General features: G+C 62.5%; 27 protein-coding genes and 1 riboswitch. Of the genes, 9 read left to right on the top strand and 18 right to left on the bottom strand.

What is annotated here, in order from left to right; genetic code table 11:
- The first annotated feature begins 10 nt into the window (after positions 1-10).
- Entirely contained in the window at positions 11-643 is a 633-nt protein-coding gene (locus tag FFS37_RS04495) for a LysE family translocator (RefSeq protein WP_137929749.1), read from the top strand.
- Positions 644-727: 84 nt separating this feature from the next.
- Here FFS37_RS04495 and FFS37_RS04490 read toward each other — a convergent pair whose 3' ends face one another.
- The 3 genes from FFS37_RS04490 to FFS37_RS04480 all read right to left on the bottom strand — a co-directional run bounded on the left by FFS37_RS04490 (position 728) and on the right by FFS37_RS04480 (position 2,735).
- Positions 728-1,552: a DUF2189 domain-containing protein gene (locus tag FFS37_RS04490; RefSeq protein WP_137929748.1), complete on the bottom strand. Its 825-nt coding sequence runs from the start codon at positions 1,550-1,552 to the stop codon at positions 728-730.
- Between the two features lie 160 nt (positions 1,553-1,712).
- Positions 1,713-2,111, bottom strand: coding sequence for a VOC family protein (locus FFS37_RS04485; protein WP_137929747.1), 399 nt, complete (start codon positions 2,109-2,111; stop codon positions 1,713-1,715).
- A gap of 51 nt (positions 2,112-2,162) precedes the next feature.
- Positions 2,163-2,735: a GNAT family N-acetyltransferase gene (locus FFS37_RS04480; protein ID WP_137929746.1), complete on the bottom strand. Its 573-nt coding sequence runs from the start codon at positions 2,733-2,735 to the stop codon at positions 2,163-2,165.
- A 153-nt stretch (positions 2,736-2,888) separates the two neighbouring features.
- Between FFS37_RS04480 and FFS37_RS04475 the strand changes: the two genes are divergently transcribed.
- A complete protein-coding gene (locus FFS37_RS04475; RefSeq protein WP_137929745.1) occupies positions 2,889-3,395 on the top strand; it encodes a CAP domain-containing protein in 507 nt (168 codons plus the stop codon).
- An 8-nt stretch (positions 3,396-3,403) separates the two neighbouring features.
- Here the strand turns inward: FFS37_RS04475 and FFS37_RS04470 are convergent, their stop codons facing one another.
- From FFS37_RS04470 to FFS37_RS04435, 8 genes are all read right to left on the bottom strand, one after another.
- Positions 3,404-4,387, bottom strand: coding sequence for an isopenicillin N synthase family dioxygenase (locus tag FFS37_RS04470; protein WP_137929744.1), 984 nt, complete (start codon positions 4,385-4,387; stop codon positions 3,404-3,406).
- A gap of 79 nt (positions 4,388-4,466) precedes the next feature.
- Positions 4,467-6,002, bottom strand: a complete 1,536-nt coding sequence (locus FFS37_RS04465) for a DHA2 family efflux MFS transporter permease subunit (protein ID WP_137929743.1) — start codon at positions 6,000-6,002, stop codon at positions 4,467-4,469.
- A 310-nt stretch (positions 6,003-6,312) separates the two neighbouring features.
- Complete coding sequence (locus tag FFS37_RS04460; RefSeq protein WP_137929742.1) at positions 6,313-7,491, bottom strand: HlyD family secretion protein; 1,179 nt, start codon at positions 7,489-7,491, stop codon at positions 6,313-6,315.
- A complete protein-coding gene (locus FFS37_RS04455) occupies positions 7,488-7,967 on the bottom strand; it encodes a MarR family winged helix-turn-helix transcriptional regulator (protein WP_137929741.1) in 480 nt (159 codons plus the stop codon). The genes FFS37_RS04460 and FFS37_RS04455 overlap by 4 nt, the downstream gene beginning before the upstream one ends.
- 150 nt (positions 7,968-8,117) lie before the next feature.
- Positions 8,118-9,167, bottom strand: a complete 1,050-nt coding sequence (locus FFS37_RS04450; protein WP_171026171.1) for a FecCD family ABC transporter permease — start codon at positions 9,165-9,167, stop codon at positions 8,118-8,120.
- Complete coding sequence (locus FFS37_RS04445) at positions 9,167-10,114, bottom strand: ABC transporter substrate-binding protein (protein WP_137929740.1); 948 nt, start codon at positions 10,112-10,114, stop codon at positions 9,167-9,169. Before FFS37_RS04445 ends, FFS37_RS04450 begins: the two co-directional genes overlap by 1 nt.
- A gap of 47 nt (positions 10,115-10,161) precedes the next feature.
- Positions 10,162-10,950: an ABC transporter ATP-binding protein gene (locus FFS37_RS04440; protein WP_137929739.1), complete on the bottom strand. Its 789-nt coding sequence runs from the start codon at positions 10,948-10,950 to the stop codon at positions 10,162-10,164.
- Positions 10,947-11,345, bottom strand: a complete 399-nt coding sequence (locus tag FFS37_RS04435; protein WP_232375574.1) for a DUF1636 family protein — start codon at positions 11,343-11,345, stop codon at positions 10,947-10,949. The genes FFS37_RS04440 and FFS37_RS04435 overlap by 4 nt, the downstream gene beginning before the upstream one ends.
- 91 nt (positions 11,346-11,436) lie before the next feature.
- A riboswitch (cobalamin riboswitch) is annotated at positions 11,437-11,644 on the bottom strand.
- A gap of 373 nt (positions 11,645-12,017) precedes the next feature.
- On the opposite strand from FFS37_RS04435, the gene FFS37_RS04430 reads away from it, so the two are divergent.
- Together FFS37_RS04430 and FFS37_RS04425 are read left to right on the top strand one after the other, a co-directional pair.
- A complete protein-coding gene (locus FFS37_RS04430) occupies positions 12,018-12,719 on the top strand; it encodes a hypothetical protein (RefSeq protein ID WP_137929738.1) in 702 nt (233 codons plus the stop codon).
- A gap of 34 nt (positions 12,720-12,753) precedes the next feature.
- Entirely contained in the window at positions 12,754-13,437 is a 684-nt protein-coding gene (locus FFS37_RS04425) for a hypothetical protein (RefSeq protein WP_137929737.1), read from the top strand.
- A gap of 236 nt (positions 13,438-13,673) precedes the next feature.
- Here the strand turns inward: FFS37_RS04425 and FFS37_RS04420 are convergent, their stop codons facing one another.
- Positions 13,674-14,003: a hypothetical protein gene (locus FFS37_RS04420; protein ID WP_137929736.1), complete on the bottom strand. Its 330-nt coding sequence runs from the start codon at positions 14,001-14,003 to the stop codon at positions 13,674-13,676.
- Positions 14,004-14,099: 96 nt separating this feature from the next.
- Between FFS37_RS04420 and FFS37_RS04415 the strand changes: the two genes are divergently transcribed.
- The gene (locus FFS37_RS04415; protein ID WP_137929735.1) at positions 14,100-14,933 is read left to right on the top strand and encodes an AraC family transcriptional regulator; all 834 of its coding nucleotides are present in this window, start codon (positions 14,100-14,102) and stop codon (positions 14,931-14,933) included.
- Positions 14,934-14,988: 55 nt separating this feature from the next.
- On the opposite strand, the gene FFS37_RS04410 is transcribed toward FFS37_RS04415, so the two are convergent.
- The 5 genes from FFS37_RS04410 to FFS37_RS04390 all read right to left on the bottom strand — a co-directional run bounded on the left by FFS37_RS04410 (position 14,989) and on the right by FFS37_RS04390 (position 20,340).
- A complete protein-coding gene (locus FFS37_RS04410) occupies positions 14,989-15,303 on the bottom strand; it encodes an antibiotic biosynthesis monooxygenase family protein (RefSeq protein ID WP_137929734.1) in 315 nt (104 codons plus the stop codon).
- A 251-nt stretch (positions 15,304-15,554) separates the two neighbouring features.
- Entirely contained in the window at positions 15,555-16,505 is a 951-nt protein-coding gene (locus FFS37_RS04405) for a bifunctional helix-turn-helix transcriptional regulator/GNAT family N-acetyltransferase (RefSeq protein WP_137929733.1), read from the bottom strand.
- Between the two features lie 173 nt (positions 16,506-16,678).
- Positions 16,679-17,815 carry an alanine racemase gene (locus tag FFS37_RS04400; RefSeq protein ID WP_137929732.1) on the bottom strand — a complete coding sequence of 379 codons (1,137 nt, stop codon included), beginning with the start codon at positions 17,813-17,815 and terminating at the stop codon, positions 16,679-16,681.
- Positions 17,812-19,092 (bottom strand): D-arabinono-1,4-lactone oxidase, encoded by a 1,281-nt coding sequence (locus FFS37_RS04395; protein ID WP_137929731.1) that lies wholly within the window; start codon positions 19,090-19,092, stop codon positions 17,812-17,814. The genes FFS37_RS04400 and FFS37_RS04395 overlap by 4 nt, the downstream gene beginning before the upstream one ends.
- Before the next feature lie 69 nt (positions 19,093-19,161).
- The gene (locus FFS37_RS04390; protein WP_137929730.1) at positions 19,162-20,340 is read right to left on the bottom strand and encodes an MFS transporter; all 1,179 of its coding nucleotides are present in this window, start codon (positions 20,338-20,340) and stop codon (positions 19,162-19,164) included.
- Between the two features lie 123 nt (positions 20,341-20,463).
- Here FFS37_RS04390 and FFS37_RS04385 point away from each other — a divergent pair, with 123 nt between their 5' ends.
- Entirely contained in the window at positions 20,464-21,090 is a 627-nt protein-coding gene (locus FFS37_RS04385; protein ID WP_137929729.1) for a TetR/AcrR family transcriptional regulator, read from the top strand.
- Between the two features lie 34 nt (positions 21,091-21,124).
- Here the strand turns inward: FFS37_RS04385 and FFS37_RS04380 are convergent, their stop codons facing one another.
- Positions 21,125-21,976, bottom strand: coding sequence for a hypothetical protein (locus tag FFS37_RS04380; RefSeq protein ID WP_137929728.1), 852 nt, complete (start codon positions 21,974-21,976; stop codon positions 21,125-21,127).
- Positions 21,977-22,053: 77 nt separating this feature from the next.
- On the opposite strand from FFS37_RS04380, the gene FFS37_RS04375 reads away from it, so the two are divergent.
- From FFS37_RS04375 to groES, 3 genes are all read left to right on the top strand, one after another.
- Positions 22,054-22,848, top strand: a complete 795-nt coding sequence (locus FFS37_RS04375; RefSeq protein ID WP_137929727.1) for a class I SAM-dependent methyltransferase — start codon at positions 22,054-22,056, stop codon at positions 22,846-22,848.
- A gap of 352 nt (positions 22,849-23,200) precedes the next feature.
- Entirely contained in the window at positions 23,201-24,046 is an 846-nt protein-coding gene (locus FFS37_RS04370) for a hypothetical protein (protein ID WP_137929726.1), read from the top strand.
- A gap of 260 nt (positions 24,047-24,306) precedes the next feature.
- Complete coding sequence (groES, locus tag FFS37_RS04365) at positions 24,307-24,603, top strand: co-chaperone GroES (protein WP_010915433.1); 297 nt, start codon at positions 24,307-24,309, stop codon at positions 24,601-24,603.
- The last annotated feature ends 193 nt before the right edge of the window (positions 24,604-24,796 follow it).

The raw sequence follows: 24,796 nt of genomic DNA, 5'->3' as shown, positions 1-24,796 counted from the left end.
AAGACGAACCATGCCTGAAGCCGCCAATCACCTCGCCTTCGCGCTGGTCTGCCTCGGCATGGTGCTGACACCAGGCCCGAACATGATCTACCTGATCTCGCGCTCGCTGTCGCAAGGGCCGAAGGCCGGCCTTATCTCGTTGTGCGGGGTGGCCGTCGGCTTTCTCTTCTATGTGGTCTCGGCCGCGTTCGGCATCACCGCGCTCTTGCTGGCGGTCCCCTATGCTTACGATGCGCTGCGCTTTGCCGGCGTGGTCTATCTCCTGTGGCTGGCCTGGCAAGCGGTGAAGCCCGGCGGACGTTCGCCGTTCCAGGTGCGCGACCTGCCCAAAGACAGGCCGCGCAAGCTGTTCGCCATGGGGCTGATGACCAATCTCCTCAACCCGAAGGTGGCGGTGCTCTATCTGTCGCTGCTGCCGCAGTTCATCAGCATCGGCAAGGGTCACGTCCTGTCGCAGCTCCTGGTGCTGGGCGCCACGCAGATTTCGATCAGCCTCACCGTCAACGCGATCATCGCGGTGACAGCAGGCTCGATCGCCACTTTCCTCGCCGGACGGCCCCTGTGGCTGGTCATCCAGCGCTGGATGATGGGAACGGTGCTGACGGCGCTGGCCGTGAAGATGGCAACCGACGCGCAGCGCTGAAGGCGAACGCGTCGGGTCTTCTCTTTCAGCCGCCAAAGGCTTCCTTCATAAACGCTTGGATGCCTCCCGCGACCGGACGCCTGCCTACATCGGCCGGCGCGGTGGCCGGATCTGAGGCGGCTCGATGACCTTGCGGTAGAGATGCCAGGTGGCATGGCCAAGGATCGGCATGACGATGGCGAGCCCGGCAAACAGCGGGATCGAGCCGATGACCAGAAGCACGGCGACCAGCAGGCCCCACAAGGCCATCTGCAGCGGATTTGCCATCACAGCGCGAACCGAGGTTTCGATTGCGGAAACGGCGCCCACATCACGGTCGAGCAGCAGCGGAAAGGCGATCACCGTGGTGGCGAGCACGATCACGGCGAACACGAAACCGGCCGCATTGCCGGCAAGGATCAGCGTCCAGCCCCTGCTGGTCGTCAGCACGTCGCGCAGGAATGCGCCGATCGAGGCCGGCGGCTGATCGCCGAACAGGCTTGTGTAGATCGATTGCGCGGCGAACAGCCACAGAAGGAAGAGCGCGAACAGCATGATGCCGATCACTGCTATCGAGGGCAGCGCCGGAGAGCGGCGCACATTCAGGGCATGGCGCCAATCGGTGTTCATGCCAAGTTCGCGCCGGCGGCTGATCTCGTACAAGCCGATCGCGGCGAACGGCCCGACCAGGGCAAAGCCCGACATCAAGGGGTAGACAAGCTGGATGGCATTGGAGCCCGACGTCCACTGCGTCAGGATAAGGCCGACGATCGGGTAGATCAGACACAGGAACACATAGTGCGAGGGCTTCGCCCAGAAATCCTCGGCGCCGAGCCTGAGCGCGTCCCAGAGATCCGCCGTGGTGATGCGGCGTACCGTGGGCTGCACGTGCATCCCATAGGCGTCCGCCATGACATGAAAGCCGGCCATAACCTTCCTCCCGAGTATCGGGGGCGGTCACCGCCATGATGGCCGCCCGCAGCTGCCACTAGTAGATGTGGCAGCATAACCGATTTGCCAGGGGTTGTCGCCGTATCGATGGCTTTGGTGACGCCCTCACGGGATTGTCACCGGATGGCAGCCGGGCGGATTATCCAGGTGCGTTGAAAACCGCCTCGATATGATGACCGTCCGGATCGATGACGAAGGCCGCGAAATAATGCGGTCCGTAGTCGGGCCGCGGGCCAGGCGCGCCGTTGTCGCGGCCGCCATGCACGAGCGCTGCAGCATGAAATTGCTCGATGCTTTGGCGGTTCGGGGCGGCGAAGGCCAGGTGAAAACCCGGACCAGGCGGACGCTGCCCCTTCGGACGGAGCTTCAGCGCCAGCTTGTCGCCACCGCCGGCAACGCCGTAGCCGACAGCCTGATCGGCCTCGCCGGGCCTCAGGTCCTCCCAGACCCTGACATAGCCGAGCGGCGCCAGCGCGGCGTCATAAAAACCTGCCGAGCGTTCGATGTTGGAAACCCCAAACGAGACGTGATGGAGCATTTGGCAACGATCCCTGTGCTTGAGCGGAATGTCCGAGCCGCTTCTATGAGCCTATGCGCGTTGGTTCGAACCCGCATGATCGCCGGCCACCCGGCCAAACATGCGAAAGTCGTGATAGCTGCCCTTGAACCAGGCTTTCTGCCGCAAAGTCCCCTCGTAACGGAAGCCTGCTTTCTCCAGCACGCGGTCGGATCCGGGATTGCCTGGCAGCGTCCATGCCTCGATGCGGTTGAGGCCGAAAAAACCATGGCCGCAAACGGCGACAGCCGCGGCGGCCTCGGTCATCAGGCCCCTGCCCCAGAAATCCGGACGCAGTTCATAGCCGATCTCGCCGCATTTCGATTTCCTGATGAACCAGTTGTACCTGATTGCCCCCGCCACCGTCCCGGTCTGGCGATCCTCGATCATCCAGGCGCAGCCCTTGCCGGAAGGATAGGCCTTGCGCATCCATCGCACTGCCCGCTCGGCCACGGCCTTGCCGGCCGCATCGGGCCAGTTCGAGAACCTGACGACTTCGGGCATCGATAGAATCTCGTGGAAGGCGTCGACGTCTTGCTGGGCCGGAGCGCGCAGCAACAAGCGCGAGGTGGAGAGCGTCGGGAAGTCACGTCCGGTCGTCGGCATTGGAGTCTCGCATCTCATGCTCCGTCCGACTCGTGGGGATCAGACGGCAGTCCAAGACTATGCGATGGCTTCAGGGCACGCCAAGCCGCGACTTTCCCAGCTAATTTCCACTCTTGCCCGCCAAAAGCCATGATCGCGGCTATTCAAGCGGGAATGATCCGTCTCGCCCACTCCCTTGACGAACCGCGCCTCAACAGACGCACCCTGATGATCGCGCTCGCGGCCATCGCCGCGCTTTCGGCCTGCAGCACCGTTTCCGTCCCGACCGGCGAAGGGGCAGGCGTATCTTCCTCCGCCACGGCTACCTTGGCAGGGCTCCGTGCCACCGGAGGGCGCGGGCCGCTCGTGCCCGACGCGCAACTCGAGCAGGCGGCGCTGCAACAGGCCGGCTACATGGCGCAGAGGGAGCGCATGAGCCATACGACCGGCTGGGGCAAGGACTTCGCCTCACGCATGAAGGACAACGGCGTGCGCGGCGCGGCGGCAGAGAACATCGCCGAAGGCCGTTTCGACCAGAAAAAACTGTTCGATATCTGGATGAATTCGCAGGGCCACCGGCGCAACATTCTCGATCCGGACTTCAGCCGCTTCGGGCTGGCCTATGTCCGCGACGGCAAGGACCCCAGCCTGCGCTACTGGGCACTCGTACTCGGCAGGTAGACGCGGCCCTACTTCGTCGTCGCCTTGAACTTGCCCATCAGATAGGGGCCGGAACGTACTGGCTCATATTTCGGCGCCTCGCCTTGCGCGAGACAGGCTTCCAGCACCTTGATCTCGGCGTTCCAGTTGGGCTGGTGGAAGAAGGCCATGGACTGACGCCGGTCACGACCGCCGTCTTCCGCCGGCGGATTGACGACACGATGCACGGTGGAGACCCAGCGGTCGTTGGTCCAGCGCGCCATCAGGTCGCCTATGTTGATGACGAAGGCGCCCGGGATCGGTGGCACTTCCGTCCACTCGCCATCCGGCGTGATAATCTGCAGACCGCGAGACCCGGCCTGCGGTAGCAGGATCGTCAGGCTGCCATAATCGGTGTGGGCGCCGGCGCGGATCTGGCCCGGCTTCGGCGCGACATGTTGTTCGGGATAGTTGAGCGCCCTCAGCGCGCTGATCGGCGCATCGAGGTAGCTGTCGAAATGCCTTTCAGGCAGGTCGAGCGCGGTGGCGAACACACGCATGATGCGCAGAGCCAGATCCTCGAGCGCGGCGTAGTAGGCTTTCCAGGCGTCGACGAAGCCGTCTGGTGCGTGAGGCCAGATTGTCTCGGCATAGCAGAAGGCGAGCGCCTCTGGATCGGACATGGCTGGGGGAACGTTGAGCGGCCCGCCGTTGAAGCTCTCCTTGAGATCGGGCGGCGTGTCGACATTGCGGGATTTGGCCAGTGCTTCGAGCTCGGGGCCAAGATAACCGTAGGGATAGCCCTTGTATGGCGCCTTGGAGCGCTGTTTCTCCTCCGGCGGCAGGTCGAAGAAGGCGCGAGCTTTCAACCATGCCGCGTCGATCACCGACTGCGCAATTCCGTGGTTGGTCACGGCCAGGAACCCCGTATCGCGGCAGATGCGGTCGACCTCGGCGCCGAGCGCAGTCTTTTCCGCGGCCCCGGCTGTTTCGAACCGTCCAAGATCGAAGACCGGAAATGTCTGGGATTGCATCGTTCTCACGTCCAGCTGGCAATGGCGGAACGATGCAGCCGGCTTCGGTCAGCAGCTAGGACCAACCGATGTGGCAATCCTAGTCCATATGCGCGGCCGGCGCTCCCCCGCCTGCCGGGCCGGCCTTCGGCTTGCGCAACAGAAAAACGAACGGGATGGCGGCCAGCGTCATGACCATCAGGATTTTGAAGTCGTTGACGTAGGATATCATCATGGCCTGGAGATTGACCATGCGATCGACTTCCGACAGCGCCATCGGATCACCGCTCGCGGCGGCTGGCGAAGCCGCCCAGAGATTGGGATTGAACGGATTGATGAAAATGGAAAGCTCGGCGTGGTTGACCTGTGTGTTACGCACCAGCAGCACGGTCACGACCGACACGCCTATCGATGAGCCGAGGTTGCGCACCAGGCTGAACAGCGCGGTTGCGTCGGTGCGGTAGCGCGCGTCGAGCGTGGCGAAGGCGACGGTCGACAGCGGCACGAAGACCATGCCCATGCCCAGACCCTGGATGACGCCCGAGCTGATGATCAGCCAGTTGTCCATCTGCGGTGTGAAGCTTGCCATGGTGTAGAGCGACTGCGCCGTCAGGAGAAAGCCGACGACGACGAGAATCCTGGCGTCGATCTTGCCCATGATCCGCCCGACGACGAGCATCGAAATCATCGTGCCGACACCGCGCGGTCCCATGACAATGCCGATGGTGACGGTCGGATAGCCGAAGATGGTCGACAGCATGGGCGGCAACAGCGACATGGAAGCCAGGATCAGCACGCCCATGACGAAGATGAAGGCGAGACCGGTAACGAAATTGCGGTCGAGGAAGATCTTGGGGTCGATGAACGGATGCTCCGCGGTCACCGTGTGGATGATGAACACCCAGAAGCCGGTGATCGACAGGCCGAGCTCGATCCAGATTTCGACCGAGGAAAACCAGTCGACCTCGCCGCCACGGTCGAGCAGCAATTGCAGCGCGCCGACGCCGAGCGATATCATGGCGAAGCCGAAGAAATCAAAGCTGCGCACCCGCCGGGCGACAGCGGGAAGATAGGCAGCCATGCCGAGGAAAGCGACGATGCCCACCGGCAGATTGATGAAAAACACCCAGCGCCAGTTGAAATTCTCGGTCAGCCAGCCGCCCAGCGTCGGCCCAAGAATCGGACCCAGCATGATGCCGGCGCCCCAGATGGCCATCGCCTGGCCGTGGCGTTCCCTGGGATTGATGTCGAGCAGGAAGGTCTGCGACAGCGGCACGATGGCGGCGCCGAACACACCTTGCATCAGCCGGAAGAACACCATCGTCTCCAGGCTCCAGGCCAGGCCGCACAGCATGGAGAATATGGTGAAGCCGACCACCGCCGTCAGGAACAGCTCCTTGCGGCCCAAGCGGTCGGCGAGCCAGCCGGTGACCGGCGTCATGATGGCGGCGGCGACGATGTAGGAGGTCAGCACCCAGTTGATGTTGTCGGGCGAGGCGCCGAGATCGCCGGTCATGGTCGGCAGGGCGACGTTGGCGATGGTGGTGTCGAGCGCCTGCATGATCGTCGCCAGCATCAGCGCGACCGTAATCAGCCCGCGATGCGGCACTTCCCGAAATGGTTCTGGCGTGCTCATGATGCGGAACTTCCAGCAGGTAACAAAAACGTGTACACGAGGTTTCCGGGCGGCAACGCCTTCCGTCGAGAGACGCTCATCGCGGTGGGACGCGATTTGTCGATGTGGGGGTTACATCGACTGAAAGTCTCTGTGCCAGCGGATGCCTGCCGCCCGGAAACATGAGGACCGAAGGGTCCGTGTCGAGGATTTCAGAGTTGGGCCACCGCTCGGCGGCTCGAACCAAGTTCCGATCCTTCTCACTCCTCCCATCAGACCAATCCTGCTATCCGCCTCCACCCGCCGGGTCGCAGCGGGCTTCAGCCGACTTCTACTGCGCGGCCTCGCCAGCCTTGGCGTGACCGAATATGGCGGGAAAGCCGCGGGCAACGCCGGTATCGACGCTGACGGAGGCGCTCATACCCGTACGCAAAGCCATCCTGGCATCAGGGGCGGTCAGCTCCAGGCGCACGGGAATGCGCTGCGTGACCTTGACCCAGTTGCCGGTCGCGTTCTGTGCCGGCAGCAGCGAGAATTCCGCGCCGGTTCCCGCCCCGATCGCCTTGACGGTCGCCTCGAAGGTCTTGCCCGGATAGGTGTCGACCACGATCTCTGCCTTCTGGCCCGGCTTCATGTTGGTGAGCTGCGTTTCCTTGAAATTGGCATCGATCCAGGTGTCGCCGGTCTCGACCAGTGAAAACAGCGGCGTGCCGGCGCCGACAAACTGGCCGACCTTGAAGGACGAGGCCTGGGATATCACGCCGTCGGCGGGCGCCTTGACCGTCGTCTGCGCCAGGTCGTAGGCGGCCTTGTCACGCGCGGCGAGCGCCGACATCACTGTCGGGTGCTTGTCGGTCTCGATGTCGGGATTGCCGCCAAGCGCCGCCTTGGCGCTGATGATGCCCTGTTCGGCAACGGCCAGCTGCTGCTTTGCCTTGTCGAGGTCGTTCCTCGCCTGGTCGAGCGACGATTTGGCGTTGATGCCCTTCTGGGCAAGATCGGCGGCGCGGTCATATTGCGACTGCGCGTAGTCGACCTCGCTGGAATCGGATTTCTGCTGCGCCAGCGCCTGGCTGTAGGCGGCGCGCAACTGCTCGACATTGAGGCGCGCGGCAGCCACCGCCGCGTCGGCCTGTGCAAGCGCGATGCGATACGGCTCGGGGTCGATGGCGAACAGAAGATCACCCTGCTTGACCATCTGATTGTCCGCTATGGCGACCTGGACGACGCGCCCGGCAGTATCCGAGGCGATCGACACCTTGGCCTGCTGCAGGTTGGCGTTTTCGGTCTCCTGGTAGCGCCCGCCGGTCACCCAGACATAGCCGCCACCGACGATGAGCGCGGCCGGCAGCGCGAACATCAAAAAGAAGCGGCCGAGGCGCCGCTTCTTCTTCGGCGCCGGGACCGGCTGGACGGGAGGAGCGACCGCGACAGGCGCGGCAACCGGCTGTGCCGGCGCTTCCATCTCCACCTCGGAAGGATTTTCCTTTACCTTTGCCACCGCGTTCATGCTGCCGCGCCTTCCGCACTTTTCATCTTCTCAAGCGACGACGCTTCGCCGTCCGTCAGATTCTGCACGATTGCATCGAGCACCCGGATCAGCAGGCGACGGTCTTCCTGCGAAACGCCGCTCAGCGATTCCTCATAGACCTCGCCGGCAAGGCTCTTCACATCGGCATAGGCGGCACTCGCCTTCTCCGTCGGGAAGATCATGCGCACGCGGCGGTCGGCGGCATCGGCGCGGCGTTCGATCCAGCCACCCTCCTCCATGCGGTCGACAAGGCGCGAGACGCTGATCGGCTCGATTTCGAGCAATTCGGCGAGCCGGGCCTGGGTGATGCCGGCCTCCTTGGCGACACGCACCATCAGGCGCCACTGCGCGGAGGACAGGCCAAGCCCGCTTGCGCGCGTCTCGAAACGCTTGCGCAGCAGACGCTGCACGTCGTGGATCAAAAATCCCAATCTGTCTATGCCGTCGGAAACCATGAGCGATACTTATAATAAGCGTGCTTACTATTCAAGATGCCGCATTGCGCCAGAAGCCGGCAAATCGGGATGGCAACAGTCCACCGCAATCATGGTTAGCGACGAATGAACACCGCACCGCCATGAAGCCGGCACAAGAAAACAGACGTTTCACAGGCGGTTTCGCACAACCATGGTGACGACGAAGAAAGCACCGAGCGAGCTGGTGATGATACCGATCGGCAGTTCCTGCGGCGGCAGCAGCGTTCGGGCCAGAAGGTCGCTTGCCAGCAGGAGCACCGCCCCGAACAGCGCGCAGCTTGCGATCAGGCGCAGATGCAGTGGCCCGGCCAGCGGGCGCGCCAGATGCGGGATCATCAGCCCGACGAAGCCGATGACACCGGCGACCGAGACAAGGATCGCGGTCGAGAAGGCGGCGACCAGGAACGTCATCCTGCGCATCCGGGCGACCGGCACACCGAGGCTTTCGGCTGCACTTTCACCGGCCAGGAAGGCATCCAGCCGGCGATGGTTCCACAGGCCGTAAGCCGCGATCGTGCCGGCGCCCACCGCGCCCAGCCACACATTGTCCCAACGCGCCAGTCCGAGCCCGCCCATGGTCCAGAACAGCACCGAATGGGCAGCACGCTGGTCGCCGGCGAAGACGAGATAGTTGGTCAAGGCCGTGAACAGGAAGGAGACCGCGAGGCCGGCGAGGATCAGCCGCTCCGGCCCCTGCCCCCTCACCCGCGCGACCAGCAGCAGGACGATGAAGGCCGCCAGTATGCCGCCGGTGAAGGCCGCGACCGGCAAGGTCCAGATGCCGAAGCTGTCGCCGAAGACGGTGATAACGGAAACCGCCCCTGCGGCGGCCCCCGACGACAGGCCGAACAGGAAGGGATCGGCAAGGTCGTTGCGGGTCACTGTCTGCAGCAACGCGCCAACAATCCCCAGCCCGCCGCCGACACAGACCGCCAGCAGGGTGCGCGGCAGCCGCAGATCGACGACGATCTTGCCAACCGGGCCTGACACCTGGTGTTCCCCCAACCCGACAGCGTGACCGAGGGCGGCAACGACATCCGTCAGCGGGATCAGTGTCGACCCGTAGGCGATCGACAGCAGCACCAAAGCGACGAGTGCCACCGCGCCCGCCAACATGGCCGCCGCGAATGCCTGGTGCCCCGAAAGCGCGCCGGATCCATGTTTCGGGGCAGGATGCATCAGAACGCTTCCGGATGCATCGCCTTGGCGATCTTGCCGATCGCCTCGATGTTGGCCGGGCCTGGCGTGAGCTCGGCATAGCGAAGGGCGACGAAACGTTCGTTCTTGACCGCGTCGGTCTCCTTCATCGCCGGGTGCGCCTTGAGGAAATCGAGCAGTTTCTTGTAGCCGCCGCCATCCTGATAATCGAGCAGGATGAGGAATTGCGGATTGCGGGCAGCCACCGTCTCCCAGTCCGTATTGCCCCAGCTGGTGTCCATGTCGGCCATGATATTCTCGCCGCCGGCTGCTGATATCATGGCGCTGGGAATGGCAAATTTTCCGGCCGTAAACGGCTTGTCCTCACCGGAATCGTACAGGAATACGCGCGTTCCCTTTCGGTCGCCGACCTTGGCGGTGATGTCGGCGAGTTGCGCCTTCCAGCCGGCGACAAGTTTCTCCGCCTCTGTCTCCTTGCCGAAGATCTTGCCCAGCTTTTCGACGTCGCCATAGAGCAGGTCCATGGAAGCCGCGGGGCGGTTCTTGTCGAGATGGACACAGCTTTCGGTCAGCACCAGCGTCTTGATGCCGTGCGGGGCCAGCGTGTCGGGCGTCACGTCGCCGCCCGGCTTCATGCCATAGTACCAGCCGGCGAAGAAGAAATCGGGCTCGACCGCGACAAGGTTCTCGATCGTGGGGTATTTCGGCGCCAGTTCCGGAATGGAGCCCTGTTCCGCCTTGAATTCGGGGCCGACCTTGTACCATCCAGTGATACCGGTCAGTCCGACGATGGACGGCTGCAGTTTCAGCGCGAAAGCCATCTCGGCCATGTTGAGGTCATGGATGACCGCGCGCTTTGGCGGCGCATCGAAGGTCAGCGGTTTGCCGCAGCTGTCGACGGTGACCGGGAAGGCGAAGGCCGTAGAGGCCAGCAGCGAGAAGACGAGCGACAAAGCGAGACGTTTCACGGATTTTGCTCCTTGGTTGAACAGTGTTGATTGGGGCGAAGTGTCGGTCAGCTTGGCGGCGCTGCTCGGTTCGGAACATCGAACACCGTCAGTTCGCGGTCTTCCGTCGGGTGGCGCAGGCGAAAGACGTCGACGCCGAAGATCTCGCGGATGAGTTGCTGGGTGAGCGCCTCGCGCGGCGACGCCAGCGCATGCAGCCGGGCCTCGTTCATCACCGCGACCCGGGTGGCGAAGGGCGCCACGAGAGCCAGATCGTGCAGCACCGCGATCACCGTCATGCCGAAACCGGCCACGAGTTCGAGCAGTTCGCCGCGGGCGCGCGGATCGAGATGGTTGGTCGGCTCGTCGAGGAACAGCACTTTCGGCTCCTGGGCGATGGCGCGAGCCAGCTGCGCCCGCTGGCGCTCGCCACCCGACAGCGAGCCGATGGTGCGGCCAAGCAACGGCAACAGGCCGGTCCGGCGCAGCGCATCCACGACGATGTCGCGATCCTCGCTGCGACGCCTGCGGCCGGCATGGGGGACGCGGCCGAGTTCGACATAGTCGATCACCGCCAGGCGTGCATCCGGCTGGTCGGTCTGGCCCACGACGGCGATGTGCAGGGCGCGTTCGGCGGCCGAAATCTTGTCCAGGCGGCGCCCGCCGAGCTTCACCTCCCCGGAGCTTGGGCTGAGCATGCCGGACAGCATGCGCAGCAGCGTGGTCTTGCCGGCGCCATTGGGACCAATGATGGCGAGGCGATCGCCCGCCGCCACCGACAGGCTGACCGCATGGACCAGATGGCGGCCATTCGCCGTCGCGCCGAGATCGCTCGCTTCGAGAAGCGGCACGGTCATCGGCGTTCACCCGCAATCGCGCCCGGGATGCGGGCCAGCGTCTTGCCGGCCAGCCTGGGCGGACGCTGTCCGGAATTGCACCATCCGTCGGGAAGCGAGGCGTAGAGGCTGGCAAATCGCACGAGGTCGCCGGCGTCGGCCTCGGCGTCGATGGAGCCGAAGAGATAGGCGGCCTTGCCCGGCGCCTGGAAGGCCACAGTCAGTGGCCGGGAGCAGCCCGCCATGCATTCGATGCCTTCGATCGTGAAGCCATTCGCCACGGCGGGTTCATGGTGAGCCGAGAGCCGCGACCGCAAATCGACGCACAGGCTTTCGCCCGACCTGATACCGGTTGGGATGTCGCGGCAAAGCGTGCACACGATAATGCGGTGAATAGGATCGATGGCGCCGTCCAACTTTCCGTCTTTCTCGATTGGCGACGGAAGGATTTTTGGCGGGCCGGCCGACAAGACCGACGTCCACGTCTCCTCCCGGCACACCCCGTCCGGTCAACTCATGCGGATGGCAGGTCTCCTGGCTCGCGGGTCTCGGCGCAATCCTGCCTTCCCAGCCTTGCCGGCCAGTGGCATTCCGGATCTTGCTCACCGCTTACAGTTGCGGGGGCAGCCACGGTCTCGATCCCATGGAGGATCTCACCGTGTTCCCTTTTCACCCCTCGCCTTTCGGCACGGGGACCATCTGCAGCCATGGTAGTTTTCAACCAGCCGCGTCGCAACGATTCTTTTCGAGGCTTGCCGACCCATCGGACTGGCTGGCGCACCTGTTCATTGCCACCATATGTTATATAATTACGCAGAGGCTTTACCGGGCATCCCTCACCATTGTCAATCCCTTGTGGATGTCTGGTTTGCAGGCAGCCGGATCCAAGCGTCCGCCGTCTGCGGCATCTGATCGAGTGGGATCGTGGCTGGATCGGCTGCCCATCGAAACAGGCATCCTTAGTCGATGCTCTACAAATATATCTTCTTAACTATATTTTATGCTAAACAGTCATTTCCACAATTATCCTGCCTACATTAAATATACTCGAACAGTTCCATCTCCATGTTGCGGCAGGAGGCATTCCCTTGGGATTGATTAGACGGATCATTGCGGGTGCAGCGTTAGCGATTGTCATCGGCCCCTTTGTGGTTTGGGGTCTCGTCATACTCTTGGTCACAGTGGATGCCTCAAAGACCGAAAAGGCCAAAGCGCACCTGACCTTGCAGCAACGCTACGCCGACACTCTTGGCGGAGCGCAAGAGGTCGAGTTACTCGAAACGCCGGAGCAATCCGGGTCGACAGACATGACCGCATCAGCCAGCATCAACGTGAGGAGGCAGTTCCCCGTCAGGGATATTGCCGCAACGTCGGGTGAAAAGCGTATGGCCGACATCCATGCGCTGAGATACGCCGAGGAGGAATGCGAGCGGCTCGTGCGAAAAGTCGCATCGAAATGCGCCGTTGTCGATCCCGACTTTCAATCCTCGATGAAGTTGCAATTCATTACGCCCGGCCAAGCCGGACCCGATGGGCAATCGGGGGTGATCGATGCATTGCGGCTACGCTATCTGGACCAGCGATCCGGTGATGACACGGCGGGACGTGAAGAGATTTACGCCCAGATCGCCGACAACTGTCGCGAGACAAGGATGACAATCGGGTCGTGCAGGATCGTCAGGATAAGCCTGTCGTCGACGTCGTCCTTCGACAACAAAGGTCAGAAGCGATCAACCACGAGCGGCATTGCCGACATTCTGGTCATGCGCAAAGAGGAACCCGGGTCTTGACGCTGACTGAACCTAAGCGGGTCCGGAGTTTCATATGAAGAAGCTTATCCTTGCACTGCTTCTAGGCGCCGTATGCCCGCCACCCGTGATGGCTGGCTCGCAAAAAGACATCATAGACACGCGTTTCGGGCCGCTTGTGACGCAGACTCACGATGTTGACCTGCTGACTATGCTCAAGCCATCAACCGGCGCGGCTGCGCCGGTGACCGCCAGAATCGAACTTGTCTGGCCCGGCGAGGTGTTCGGCGCGAATTACTCGGAACGCAGGCAGACACTGAAGAAGCAGGCTTCGGATTGGGGCAGGAAGGAGTGCGAAATCCTGCTGAAGACGCTTGCGTCCGAATGCCAGCTGGATTCAGCAACCGCGGATTCTTGGATGACTTCAGCAATCCTTGTGCTCAACCTGACATTCGTGCCGACCGAGGCGTTCCCTGCCGCTAAGGCCACCGAAGCAAGGCGGTTGAAACCGCTTGACCTTGTCTATGACAACGATGCGAAATCTCCTGCCGCGGACGTGGAAGCAGCAGCAGCCGAGCGGAGCCGCATCTATGCGCAGATGCGTCGGGACTGCCGTGAGACGCGTAATACCTTCGGTAACTGCATGCTCTACCGAATCCGCATAGACAGCTATCTGCTTGGGAAGGCAACCGACCTAAGGATAAGATCGACAGGCAGCGCGCAGATCGCGGCAATCTGGCAGCAGCGCGAGTTCAAATAGCCGTCAACCGAGCCGGTGAAACCCGGCCGGCACCAGGGACGACGTGACGACCTTCCAGGCGAATTCGGGCGACGCGCAATTTTCGATCAAACCGGCCTTCTTCGGTTGGCACTCTTGAGACGACGGAAAAGCGAGCCGTCGGGTCGTTCCAACTGATATGGCGTCCAAAAGATCCGCCGGTCAAGTTGCAGGTAGCAAGGCAGCCGAGCTCCTGCCATCGACCCGCGCTCCTAGGGTCAGAACCTGTGGCTCAGCCCCAGCTTCCCGCCCCAGGAGCTATAGTCATCGCTGCCCAGGCCGTCATAGAAGGCCGAGGCGTCGATCGACATGCCGTTGCCGGCCGACAGCGCGAATCCGGTTTCGGCGCGCCCGCGCAGACCGGTTTGCGCCAATCCAGGAGTTGCCGTGGCCGACGTGGCGGTGTTGTCCTGCATGAAGGTCCAGATGCCTTGCAGGTTGACGAACGGCGTCATGACGAGGCCGCCTTCCAGTTGCACGTCCGTGCCGATGTTGGGGCCGAAGGCGGCGCGAATGTTTAGCCGAGCATCCGAACACGCACGGACCATATCCCCGCCATCGCCGGATCGATTGCGCCATGCGCAATTTCGATCAAACTGACCGTCCGCGTCTCGCTAGGGTGAGCCGGCCAAATGCGAGGAACCATGAACCCTGCCGAGAAAGCGCTCTGGTTTGTCGAAAGCCACCTGCCCGATGCCATCAGCCTTGACGATGTCGCGACGAGCAGCGGCGTGTCGCGCTTCCATGTGACGCGGGCCTTCGGTGCCGCGACCGGCCGCTCGGTGATGGGTTACATGCGCGCGCGCCGGCTGACCGAGGCGGCGCGCCGTCTGGCCGGCGGGGCGCCCGACATTCTCGGCGTCGCGCTGGATGCCGGCTACAACTCGCATGAGGCATTCACCCGTGCCTTCCGCGACCAGTTCGGCACCACGCCGGAGTTGGTGCGTGCGCAAGGTTCGACCAAGACGTTAGACCTCGTGGAACCTATCCTCATGGACCAGTCCCTTCTCGCCCACCTCGAGCCGCCGCGCTTCGAAACCAGCCGGCCATTGCTGATCGCGGGCCTCGGCGAACGCTACAGTTGCGAAACCAGCGCCGCCATTCCCATGCAGTGGCAGCGCTTCGGCCCCTATATCGGCAACATTCCCGGCGAGACCGGCGATGTCGCCTACGGGGTTTGCGTCAATGGCGATGATGCCGGGAATTTCGATTACATTGCCGGCGTCGAGGTGTCGGACTTTTCCGACCTTCCCAGGGAATTCACACGCGTGCGGGTGCCGGCCCAGAAATATGCGGTCTTCGCCCATCGTGAGCACATCTCGACGATCCGCCGCACGGTCAACACGATCTGGAACAGGTGGCTGCCGGCCTCCGGCCACGAAATTGCCGACGCACCGGACTTCGAACGCTATGGTCCCGAATTCGATCCGCGTAGCGGCAATGGCGGATTGGAAATCTGGATACCGGTCAAGTCATGACGCAGCGCAAGCCAATGCCCCGGCGCGCTGGCCGGAGCATGGCCCCTCAAATCCCTTACTCCAGGGTGAGAGCGACCTCATAAAGGCCGGGATGAGCCTCGCCCAAAGCCTTGTTGTGGTCGAGAAAACCGTTGTTGCGCAAATGCTCGAAAACGCGCCGCATGGCCGCCTCGTCCCGCGCCTGCGCGTAATTGACGACGCGCGTGCCGTCGAGGCTCCGGTGCAAGCTGGCCGACATCCAGCCTGAGATATCGCGGCAACTCATCGCCGCTTCCCGCAGCAGATCGATCAACGCCTGCTGTCCGCCCTCGGGCACGGTGAAGACATTGATCTGGGTGATGACGCCGGTATCGGCGCGGATGATGGGCATTCTTCTTCTCCTTCGTTGGCGCCTGGCAAACGAAGGAAACGCCGATCCGCGAAGCCCCGAACGCCAAGCCAGGCGTAAGGCACGCCGTGGGCTTGCCGTGGGTTCCCATATGGGATGGGAACGGAGCTTCCAGGTGATGGAAGGGAGCGGGCTTACCATTTGCCGCTCCAGGGTCCTTTTCGACAATCTGTTGATAGCACCGGCGCCAACCGGCAACAACCGCTCAGGTTCTGGATGGATGCCGCAGCCGGCTAGAGGTCGAGATTCCAGGTCTGGCCCACCAGATCCTTGCCGAAGGAATGATGAGCCTCTTCCTCGATCAGTTTGAAGCCGGCCGCCACGTAGATGTGGCGGGCGGCGGTGAGGATATCGTTGGTCCACAAGGTCAGCGTCTTGTACCCCCGGGCGCGGGAAAAGCCGATGCATTCCTCGACCAGCCGCTTGCCGATGCCGAGGCCACGCGCGGAAGGCTCAACATAGAGCAGGCGAAGCTTCGCCACCTGATCCGATTTGCGTACGACGAAGACCGAGCCGACGACCTCACCGTCGCGCTCGGCGATCCAGTTGCGCTCCCATTTGGCGTCGAAGGATTTCACGAAGGCCGAGAGAATCTCGGCGACCAGCGCCTCGTAGGTTTCGTCCCAGCCATAGTCCTGTGCGTAGAGCATGCCTTGCCGGCGGGTGATCCAGCCGATGTCGCCGACCTGCAGAGGCCGCAACAGATAGGGGACTTTCGGCTCCGCGCTTTCCCCCAGCAGTCCCTGGACCGTCCGCATGGATTTCACCAGTCGGTGCTGCTCCGAGGCAGGCAGCCGGCCGAGCAAGGCGGCGACCTGATTGTGCGAATCCTTGTTCAGCGGCGCAAAGGCCTCCCTGCCCGCTTTCGTCAGCGCGATCGACGACTGCCGCGCATCCGACGCCAGCGTTGACCTCGAGATGAGATGACGGCGCTCGAACTTCTTCAGCAAACGGCTGACATAGCCCGCATCGAGGCCAAGATCGCGGCCGAGGTCGGTCGCGGTCAGGCCGTCGCGGTGCGCCAGTTCGTAGAGCACCCGCGCCTCGGTCAGGGAGAACGGGCTTTTCAGCAAACCTTCGTCGAGCAACCCGATCTGGCGCGTGTAGAAGCGATTGAAGGCCCGCACCGCATCGATCAGCTCCTTGCCGGGAGCATTCTTGTCGGGTTGATGGTGAATGGTCATGGCTTCTCTCCTGTGAAAACAGGATCAACCATTTATTTGACTGAGTCAATAAAATGATCCAGCAAGCCAGCACACGATGTCGTCATTCCAGGGCGGAGCAAGGAGCGAAGCGTTCCACCCTGCAATGACGAAGTTCGGGACGCGGGCGCTAACAGCCAACGCTGAGATATCTCTCATCCAATCGGCAGCACAGGCCAGGAGTCCGCGATCCGACCATCCGAAAACACCGCAATCGCGCCGAAGTGCTGCAGCACGGCCTCACTCTGCGTCGGCCGCAGGAAGGCATAATCCCCGGGCTTTACCTCCGCTGATACCGGCAGGCCCATGAATTGCTGGTTGGAGGAAAAGCCCATCAGCCCGTTCGTCTTCATGCCTTCCGGGAACACCGGATCGGCCATCCATTTGCCGCCGTAGAGATAACAGCCCCTGCGCGGGAAGAGGCCGAGCGCCTGAAGGGTCTTCGAGGCCCAGGCCGGTCCAGGCAGCGCCGCGGCGGCCACTTTGAGGATCGGCGTGGCGATGAAGGCGGCCGGCTGAAAACCGTCGAGACCGGGCTTGTCGAAGTCGCTCGGCAGCACGAAGGCCGAGCCCATCGACACCTCATTCGCCGCGCCACCGCCGTGCAGCAGCGCCGTCTTCGAGCCCCCGATGTTGAGGATACGGCGCTGGTCCGGTTCGAGCCCGGCGACGAACTCGGCCGCCAGTGTCGAGGCCTTTTTCAGCGCCTTGGCGGCGCCGCCGAACAGACCGGGGATTTCCGGTGCATGCGCCTCATAGGCCATGATGCCTTCGCAGCGCAGGCCTTTCGGCATCGTCAGCACCTTGATCTCGGACGGGCTGGCAAAGCCGCCGCGATGCAGGCCGACATCGACTTCGAAGGCGAAGCGCAATTCGGTGCTGAGCTCGGCGGCCAAAGCGCCATATTCGGCGAGCCGCCTGGGCGTGTCGATCAGCCAGCAGACGCGCGACCACCAGCCGGCGCCGCGCCGCGTCAGCGCCGCCTTGGCAGCCTCCACCGGCATCGGCTTGCCGTAGAGCATATCGCCCTCGGGAAAGGCGTCGAGCACGGCTTGAGTCACCGGCGGGTGGAAGGTCATGAAGCGGTTCGTGTCGAGCGCCTTGGCGATATAGGACAGCAACGGCACGCAAGGCAGCGACTTGTCGACCAGCCGCACGGCAAGACCCGGTGCCAGCCTTTGCTTGACCTGCGCGATGTTGCGGTCGAGCCGATCACGGTCGAGCACCAGGCAAGGCCGATAGATATCGGCCGCCAGCAGCGCCTTCGACATCTCGGCGAAATACGCGCTCATGGCTCGATGCCGAAGAGCCCGGCCATATAAGGCGAGATGAAGCGGTTGTGCGGATCGATGTCTCGGCGCACCGCCATGGCTTCGTCCCAGCGCGGATAGAGTTTTTTCAGATCGGCCGCCTTCAGGCTGTGCATCTTGCCCCAGTGCGGCCTGCCGCCATACTTGCGGAAGATCGGCTCGACCGCGCGCATGAACGGCAGCGGGTCGTTGGCCGCGTCATGGTGGATGGCGATGGAACAGGTCGGCCTCTCGTAGAAAGGCGAGAGCCAGAACCGGTCGGCCGCGACGCTGCGCACCTCCATCGGGAAATAGACTTCGGGAAAGTGTTTCTCGGTGAGCTCGATGATCTCAGCCAGCGCCCTGGGTCCCTCTTCGAAGGGAAGGTGATATTCCATCTCGTTGAACTTGGTCTGACGGTCACTGGCATAGACGTTGAGCCAGTCCTGCACGTAGTCCTCGGCCGGCACCTTTTTCACGGCGCCGGTGATCAGAGCGCGCCGCAGCGAGGGCAGCCAGGCCAGTCCGGTGCGCAGCCGGCGCAGCGTGCGCAAGGAACCCTCATCGTCCTCGGTAGGGCGCGCGGTGGTCGCCGCGTCGCTCAGATCGCTGGCGATGAACTGCGCGTAGCCGGAGAACGGAATGTAATAGAATTCCGCCGACCGGTGCGCGGCCATCATCGTTTCGAAATCACGCAGCATGTCGGCGATGGGCAGCACCCATTTGCGGCGGCGCAGTCGATAGGTCGCGATGTTGTTCATGGTCACTTCGCTCAACACGCCGAAGGCGCCGAGCGCGACGCCCGTGGCGTGGATCATGTCCTGATCGTCAGAGCGCGTGAATTCGCGGATCCTGCCCAGCCCGTCAACGATCTGCACGGCTTCGAGCTGTGTGTGATAGGCGCCGAGCTTCGGGCCGGAGCCGTGGGTGGCGGTTCCCAGCGCGCCGCCGATCGCCTGGCGGTCGATGTCGCCCATATTGGGCAGCCCCTGGCCGACATCCTGCAGGATGTGCATCAACGCGCCGAGGCGAGTGCCCGCCCGCACACGTGCCTGGTGCTTTTGCGGGTCGTGCGAGACGAGCCCTTCAAGCTTCTCCAGCGACAGGATCGTGCCGTCGGACTTGACCAGCGGCGTGAAGGAATGGCCGGCACCGGCGACGCGCACCGGAGCGGGTGCGGTGCGGATAATATCGCCGAGTTCGCCGGCATCGGCGGGGCTGGCTATCCGCTTCGGTGACGCCGTGACGAAGCCCGACCAGTTGCTCCAGTTGCCCGACATGCTACGGCACCACTCGATCTTCAGGTTGGATCATGATTTCTTCCGAAAACCGGCCTCCACGTTTCGGGATCATGATCCGGCGCGGCGACGCCGCGCAACCAGGACGAACAGGCCAAGCAGTGCCACGCTGGCGACGGCACTTGCGGCGGCGAATTCCGGCACCGGGCGAAAATCCTTGCCGTCGATGAGCAAGGAAGCGGCAATCGGCCCGATTGCCAGGCCGAAGAGCTGGGCGGCCGGCACCAAGAGCACGGCGGTGCGCGTCTCGTCGGCGGTTATTGCCAGCCGGATCTGGTAAGGCACGATGAACAGGAGGATGAAGCCCATGACCAGGGCGGCGACCCAGAATGTGGCGAGAGCGGGTCCGCTGGCGAGGACAAGCGAACTCGCCAGCGCGACAAGACCTATCGCCGAGATGGCGAGACGATAGTCGATGCGGGCCTCGAACAGTGTCGCGGTCATCGCGCCCAGAACCTGCACAGCCAGGCTGGCCGAGACAATCAGGCCGACGGTGCGGCCGTCGATGCCGAACTGGGCGCCCAGCGGCTCCAGAAATGCCCACACGGCACCGAAGAACATAAAGTAGCAGAAGACAGACAGCAGCGCGGTGATCGAGGGAACCGTCAGCACATTGGCCAGATTCTCATCCTTCGGCAGATCGGCGTAGTCGGCGGGGACGGCGAAGGCGATCACCAGCGACGCCACGCAGACCACGGCGAGAACGATGAAGCCGCCCGCGGACCCGGCGGCTGGAATGACATAGAGCGCCAGGAGTAGCGCAAGGGCGCACTGCGCCAGCGTCTGCATGGTGACGAAGTAGCCGCCGACGCGTTCGGCCCGCCGCGAACGGGCGATGAGTTCGGTGGCGATTGCGACCAGACCGCCTTCGGCCAGGCCGGCGAGCCCCCGTGCGGCTATCAGGACATTGGCGCCGCCGGCATAGGCCGCCCAGACATTGGCGAGGGCCAGCAAGAACAGAAGGACCGCACTTTTCCAGCGCATGTTGTGGGCCGAAAGCAGCATCGCGACGATTGCCGACCCGATCGCGATGGCGATCATCTCGGCGGTAGCAACCAGCGCCAGTTCATCGCCGCTGACATGGCCTTCGGTGTAAAGGGCGCCGAGCAGGACGGGCTGCAGGCCGAGAATGAGCAGGCCGACGGAACCGATCCACAAGGCCGACGCCAGTTGCGCGCCACTCGGATTGCCGACCAGCCAGTCGCTGTCGCTGGTGCTTGTCGAAGTCAAAGGCGCCTCCCAACGTCCTTGCCGCTCGGCAAAAAAGCTGACAATCTGTCAGCATTCCAGAAACCTGATACTTGATCATGTTTCTGTCAACCAGAATTTACATTCTCGCGTGAGAACCGGTGCATGGAAGACGCAAGGCAGACGACAACCCAGCCCAGACGCCGGCCCAAGCAGGAACGCAGCCGCGAGCGCATCGACGCCATCCTGTCGACGACGATGCGGCTGATCGGCGAGAAAGGCATCGATGCCGTCACCATGAAGGAGGTCGGCATGCTGGCCGGCGGGCCGATTGCCACCGTCTACCACTACTTCCCCAACAAGTCGGCGATCCTGGCGATGCTCTATGAGCGGTTTTCGGAAGAGAGTCGCGCGCGCTTCGGCGCCATCATCGCTGAGATTCGCGAACCGGCTGATTTGACCAGGGCGGCCGACCGGATGCTCGACGACTATTTCAACCGCGTCGCCGCCGATCCGGCTATCCAGGACCTGCAGAACGCCATCCAGGCCGACAAGGCGTTGCAGCATCTCGACATCGCAGAGACGAGGCATCAATCCAACATCTTGTGCGACCGCGTCGCGCCCATGCTGAGACCGGATCAGCGCGAGCCCTTTGCAAGGCTCGTGTTCCTGATCTTCCAGCTTGCCGGCGGCGTTGTCCGCCTGGCTTTGACGCAGAACCAGGAAGAAGGCCGGCGCACGATCGAGGATTATCGCTCGATCATCCACACGCAACTGCGTTTGTTTCTTTAGGGGGGCTATCCGGCCGCAAGGGATAGACTACCGGCTATGCGACCTGGCGGATCAAACCCTCGAAACCGTCCGCCAGATTGGCGTTGCCGGCGGCCAGGAAGCTGGACAGGTTGCGGGCACCGCCCGGGGTCTTGTTGGCGTCGAGCAGCACCGCCTTGCCTTCGTGCACGACGAAATCGAACTTGCCATAGTCGAAACCGAGCTCGCGCCTTGCCGCGCGAAGCTCGTCCGGCACCGGAACCGGCTCGCGGCGGATCGTGTCGCTCCCCTTGACCAGGCTCTGCGGCGAGACATGGCGGGTGCAGCGCTCGCGCTCGCCGCAGAATGTCCAGAAGCGGGCGCCATAGCCGTCGGGCTCGGCTTCGGGAATGAACTTTTCGACCACGAGATCCCCGCGCTCGAACACGGCCTCGGCGACATCGGCAAGCGAGCTATGGATGGTGTAACCATCCACGACCTTCACGCCCGGAAACGGCTCCGGCTTTCCGGCGCGCCGCGATCGCCGGTTGAGCGACTGCTCGCGCGTTCCCAGATTGTTGAGGCTGCTCTTGACGATCACCGGCCCTTGCCAGTCGTCATCCTTCCCGATAACCGCGCCGCTGATGCGACGTTTGGAAATATCGGTGGCGCCGATATTCAAACAGTATGGGAAGGTCCGCGCATACTCGACATATTCGGGTGGCGTCACGGTTGCGTCGACATGAAGAACGGCGATGTCGGCTTCCGGTTTCGCCGACGTGCCGGCGAGTATCCGCACGGAATGCCCGCGCCGTTTCAATTCCTCCAGCAGGTCGCCAAGCATGTAAGAGCTGTCGCGGCGCAGAAGCAGGCCGCGTCGGCGTTCGAACCTGTCGAACTCATGCGTGATGACCGCGATATGTGCCATTCCCCTATCCAGCTTGGTTTCAGCAGCGTCCTCGATTATGCCTGCCGACGCAACGTCGCGTAAGCTTTGAGGGGTGCATGACCGATCACTGGAATTCCATTCGAAGGCACTGGCGGTTGCTTGGCGCGCCGTTGCGCCCACCGGTGGAAGCAGTGGAGACCTATCGGCGAGAACTGGACCTCTCGCGGGCCCATGTCACCCTCCTGGGCGTGACACCCGAACTCGCCGGGCTCGGCGCGGCGATGACGGCGGTCGATGAATCCCCTGACATGATCGCTGGGATCTGGCCTGGCGACACTGCCGAGCGAAAGGCCATCAAAGGCGATTGGCTGGACCTGCCGGTGCCCAACGCAAGCGCGGAGGCGATAATTGGCGACGGCTGCCTCTCGGCGCTCGCCCATTCGGCCGCGCGCCGAGCGCTGTTCGCGGCAATTGCGCGGAGCCTGCGCTCCGATGGCAGGGCTGGAATACGGCTCTTCGCCAGCCCGGAGACGCCCTACAATCCGCCTGCCGTGCGCGCACTCGCCCTTTCCGGCGGCATCTCCACCTTCCACGAACTCAAATGGCGCGTTGCCATGACCGCCACGGGCAATACCCCTGACCACGCCATCTCTGTGCGAGCGATCCTGGAAAGGTTCGAGGAACTTTTTCCCGACCGCGAGGCGTTGAGCAGAGCCACTGGATGGGAACTACCTGTCATCGGCACGATCGACGTGTACCGCCACTCGTCGGCCGTCTACAGTTTCGCCCCGACAAGTGCGCTTATCGGCGAGGCGGAAGATTTCTTCCACAATGTCCGCGTCGTTCCGTCAGGCAGCTATGCCTTTGCCGAGGGATGTCCGTTGTTGGTGTTACGCTTGCCAAAGTCCTGAAATTTACAGAATGCGAGTTTGCCGAAGACATCTCCATGTGGCGGCATCACCACAGCAGTGATGCAAATTGCAAAGTGCCCGGCAATAATTCATCTTCGGCCTTGTTGAAATCTATCAACCAGAAACAGGGCGGGCGAATGAAGATACTTGTGGCACTGCTATCGACCCTGTTGTTCGCACTCTTTTATCCCCCCTCCCCCGTCAGAGCCGATGGCACTCCCACGACCATTCCCTTGATAAAAATGGAGTATCCAGGGAATCCAAAAATATTCATATGCTTTATGTGAGAATTCTTTCTCTTGGAAGCCGGAAGATTAATCAACCTCTTTTGCTAGATACGGGGTCCAGCGGAATGACGATCGAATGTCGATCGGTGCTCCCTGCCGAACTATGCTCTCCAGACGGAATAAATGTTACGGAAAGCCGGGATTTCGATGGGATCGTTGTCACCACCCAGAAAGTGGTCATGCACTACGGAACCTACGATGAGTATGGGAATGTCGCTTCGGCGCGCGTGGCTTTCGGCTCGCCGGACTCGCCGGTATCGACTGACAGACGGGTCTCGTTCCTCATCCGCTACAAGCAAGTCAGGCGCGACACAGGTGAGATTGTTGGCGGCCCCCTCTGGCCAAGAGGCATTTTTGGCATCTCGCCCATCGGGGGTGATGGGCCACATCAGATGATCAGGTCGCCGATGAGCGCTGTGAACGTAGCGACAGGTCTGCATAGAGGCTATTACCTCTCCGCGATCGGCAGCAAGTGGAAGGAATGTACAAACGAGGAAGGCAATTGTCCAGAGGTTGAAGCCCTCCATATCGGCATCCCGAATGACGTTAAGAAGAGTTTTAAGATGCAGAAATGGAACCGGGCCAGCCCGCAGTACAATTTCCCAACCTTCGAATCCTGTCTCTCATGGAACTCAGAACCCAATTGCAGGCCAACTCTCTACGACACAGGCAACTCAAACATTATGGTCTCCGCCGACACATCCAAACTGTATACGTCATTAGACGCCGGAACGAAGATTTTGGTGAAGACTGAAGGCCAGGACGATTGGAATTTTACAACCACCTACAAGCCCGAGGTGGAAATTGTTCCCGGCCTCGAACATAATATCGTCGGCATCCGATTTTTCGAAAAGAACAGCCTGCTCGTCGATCTTGAAACGCAGGAGATCGGCTTGCGCCTCGGACATTGAACAATCGATGCTCAGCGCTCCATCGAACTGGCCGGCAAATTTCCGCTAAGTCGCGGCTAAGCAATTGGTGTATTTCAGAACCACTTGGTCTATGGCAAAAAATTTCGCGCTGTTCACCCCTTGCGCGCGCCTTGACACTCGAAGGTCACCGGCCTATTTCAGCGCCACGTTAGCACTCGCCAGAGGTGAGTGCTAACCACAGGTCCGGCGGCCGCCGGACGGAGGAACAGTTCTCACCGTTCTCATTCGAGGAAGAAAAAATGGCAAAGTCGAAGTTCCGCCCGCTTCATGACCGCGTGGTCGTTCGCCGGGTTGAATCCGAATCCAAGACCGCCGGCGGGATCATCATCCCCGATACGGCGAAGGAAAAGCCGCAGGAAGGCGAGATCATCGCCGTCGGCTCGGGCGCCCGCGACGAAAGCGGCAAGCTCGTTCCGCTGGACGTCAAGGCCGGCGACCGCATCCTGTTCGGCAAGTGGTCGGGCACCGAAGTCAAGCTCAATGGCGAAGACCTTCTGATCATGAAGGAATCCGACATCATGGGCATCATCGGCTGATTATCGGCCTCACCTTCAACTTGAATTTTCGGGCTTGATCCCAAGCCCCTGCCAGGAGCTAAAACATGGCTGCCAAAGACGTAAAATTCTCCCGTGATGCCCGCGAGCGCATGCTGCGCGGCGTCAACATCCTCGCCGACGCGGTGAAGGTCACGCTCGGCCCCAAGGGCCGCAACGTCGTCATCGACAAGTC

The sequence above is a fragment of the Mesorhizobium comanense genome, from assembly GCF_005503535.1.
In the GTDB taxonomy this organism is placed as follows: domain Bacteria; phylum Pseudomonadota; class Alphaproteobacteria; order Rhizobiales; family Rhizobiaceae; genus Mesorhizobium; species Mesorhizobium comanense.
This window is presented reverse-complemented; position numbering and strand designations above follow the sequence as displayed.

Excerpts from the sequence above, each read along its gene's own strand:
- FFS37_RS04385 (WP_137929729.1), top strand. The coding sequence starts at position 20,464 with ATGGAAGACGCAAGGCAGACGACAACCCAGCCCAGACGCCGGCCCAAG.
- FFS37_RS04425 (WP_137929737.1), top strand. The coding sequence starts at position 12,754 with ATGAAGAAGCTTATCCTTGCACTGCTTCTAGGCGCCGTATGCCCGCCA.
- FFS37_RS04370 (WP_137929726.1), top strand. The coding sequence starts at position 23,201 with ATGACGATCGAATGTCGATCGGTGCTCCCTGCCGAACTATGCTCTCCA.
- FFS37_RS04440 (WP_137929739.1), bottom strand. The coding sequence starts at position 10,950 with ATGACCGTGCCGCTTCTCGAAGCGAGCGATCTCGGCGCGACGGCGAAT.
- FFS37_RS04455 (WP_137929741.1), bottom strand. The coding sequence starts at position 7,967 with ATGGTTTCCGACGGCATAGACAGATTGGGATTTTTGATCCACGACGTG.
- FFS37_RS04460 (WP_137929742.1), bottom strand. The coding sequence starts at position 7,491 with ATGAACGCGGTGGCAAAGGTAAAGGAAAATCCTTCCGAGGTGGAGATG.
- FFS37_RS04420 (WP_137929736.1), bottom strand. The coding sequence starts at position 14,003 with ATGGTCCGTGCGTGTTCGGATGCTCGGCTAAACATTCGCGCCGCCTTC.
- FFS37_RS04450 (WP_171026171.1), bottom strand. The coding sequence starts at position 9,167 with ATGCATCCTGCCCCGAAACATGGATCCGGCGCGCTTTCGGGGCACCAG.
- FFS37_RS04395 (WP_137929731.1), bottom strand. The coding sequence starts at position 19,092 with ATGTCGGGCAACTGGAGCAACTGGTCGGGCTTCGTCACGGCGTCACCG.
- FFS37_RS04490 (WP_137929748.1), bottom strand. The coding sequence starts at position 1,552 with ATGGCCGGCTTTCATGTCATGGCGGACGCCTATGGGATGCACGTGCAG.
- FFS37_RS04410 (WP_137929734.1), bottom strand. The coding sequence starts at position 15,303 with ATGCCCATCATCCGCGCCGATACCGGCGTCATCACCCAGATCAATGTC.
- FFS37_RS04485 (WP_137929747.1), bottom strand. The coding sequence starts at position 2,111 with ATGCTCCATCACGTCTCGTTTGGGGTTTCCAACATCGAACGCTCGGCA.
- FFS37_RS04495 (WP_137929749.1), top strand. The coding sequence starts at position 11 with ATGCCTGAAGCCGCCAATCACCTCGCCTTCGCGCTGGTCTGCCTCGGC.
- FFS37_RS04480 (WP_137929746.1), bottom strand. The coding sequence starts at position 2,735 with ATGCCGACGACCGGACGTGACTTCCCGACGCTCTCCACCTCGCGCTTG.
- groES (WP_010915433.1), top strand. The coding sequence starts at position 24,307 with ATGGCAAAGTCGAAGTTCCGCCCGCTTCATGACCGCGTGGTCGTTCGC.
- FFS37_RS04405 (WP_137929733.1), bottom strand. The coding sequence starts at position 16,505 with ATGACCATTCACCATCAACCCGACAAGAATGCTCCCGGCAAGGAGCTG.
- FFS37_RS04400 (WP_137929732.1), bottom strand. The coding sequence starts at position 17,815 with ATGAGCGCGTATTTCGCCGAGATGTCGAAGGCGCTGCTGGCGGCCGAT.
- FFS37_RS04380 (WP_137929728.1), bottom strand. The coding sequence starts at position 21,976 with ATGGCACATATCGCGGTCATCACGCATGAGTTCGACAGGTTCGAACGC.
- FFS37_RS04475 (WP_137929745.1), top strand. The coding sequence starts at position 2,889 with ATGATCCGTCTCGCCCACTCCCTTGACGAACCGCGCCTCAACAGACGC.
- FFS37_RS04465 (WP_137929743.1), bottom strand. The coding sequence starts at position 6,002 with ATGAGCACGCCAGAACCATTTCGGGAAGTGCCGCATCGCGGGCTGATT.
- FFS37_RS04470 (WP_137929744.1), bottom strand. The coding sequence starts at position 4,387 with ATGCAATCCCAGACATTTCCGGTCTTCGATCTTGGACGGTTCGAAACA.
- FFS37_RS04415 (WP_137929735.1), top strand. The coding sequence starts at position 14,100 with ATGAACCCTGCCGAGAAAGCGCTCTGGTTTGTCGAAAGCCACCTGCCC.
- FFS37_RS04375 (WP_137929727.1), top strand. The coding sequence starts at position 22,054 with ATGACCGATCACTGGAATTCCATTCGAAGGCACTGGCGGTTGCTTGGC.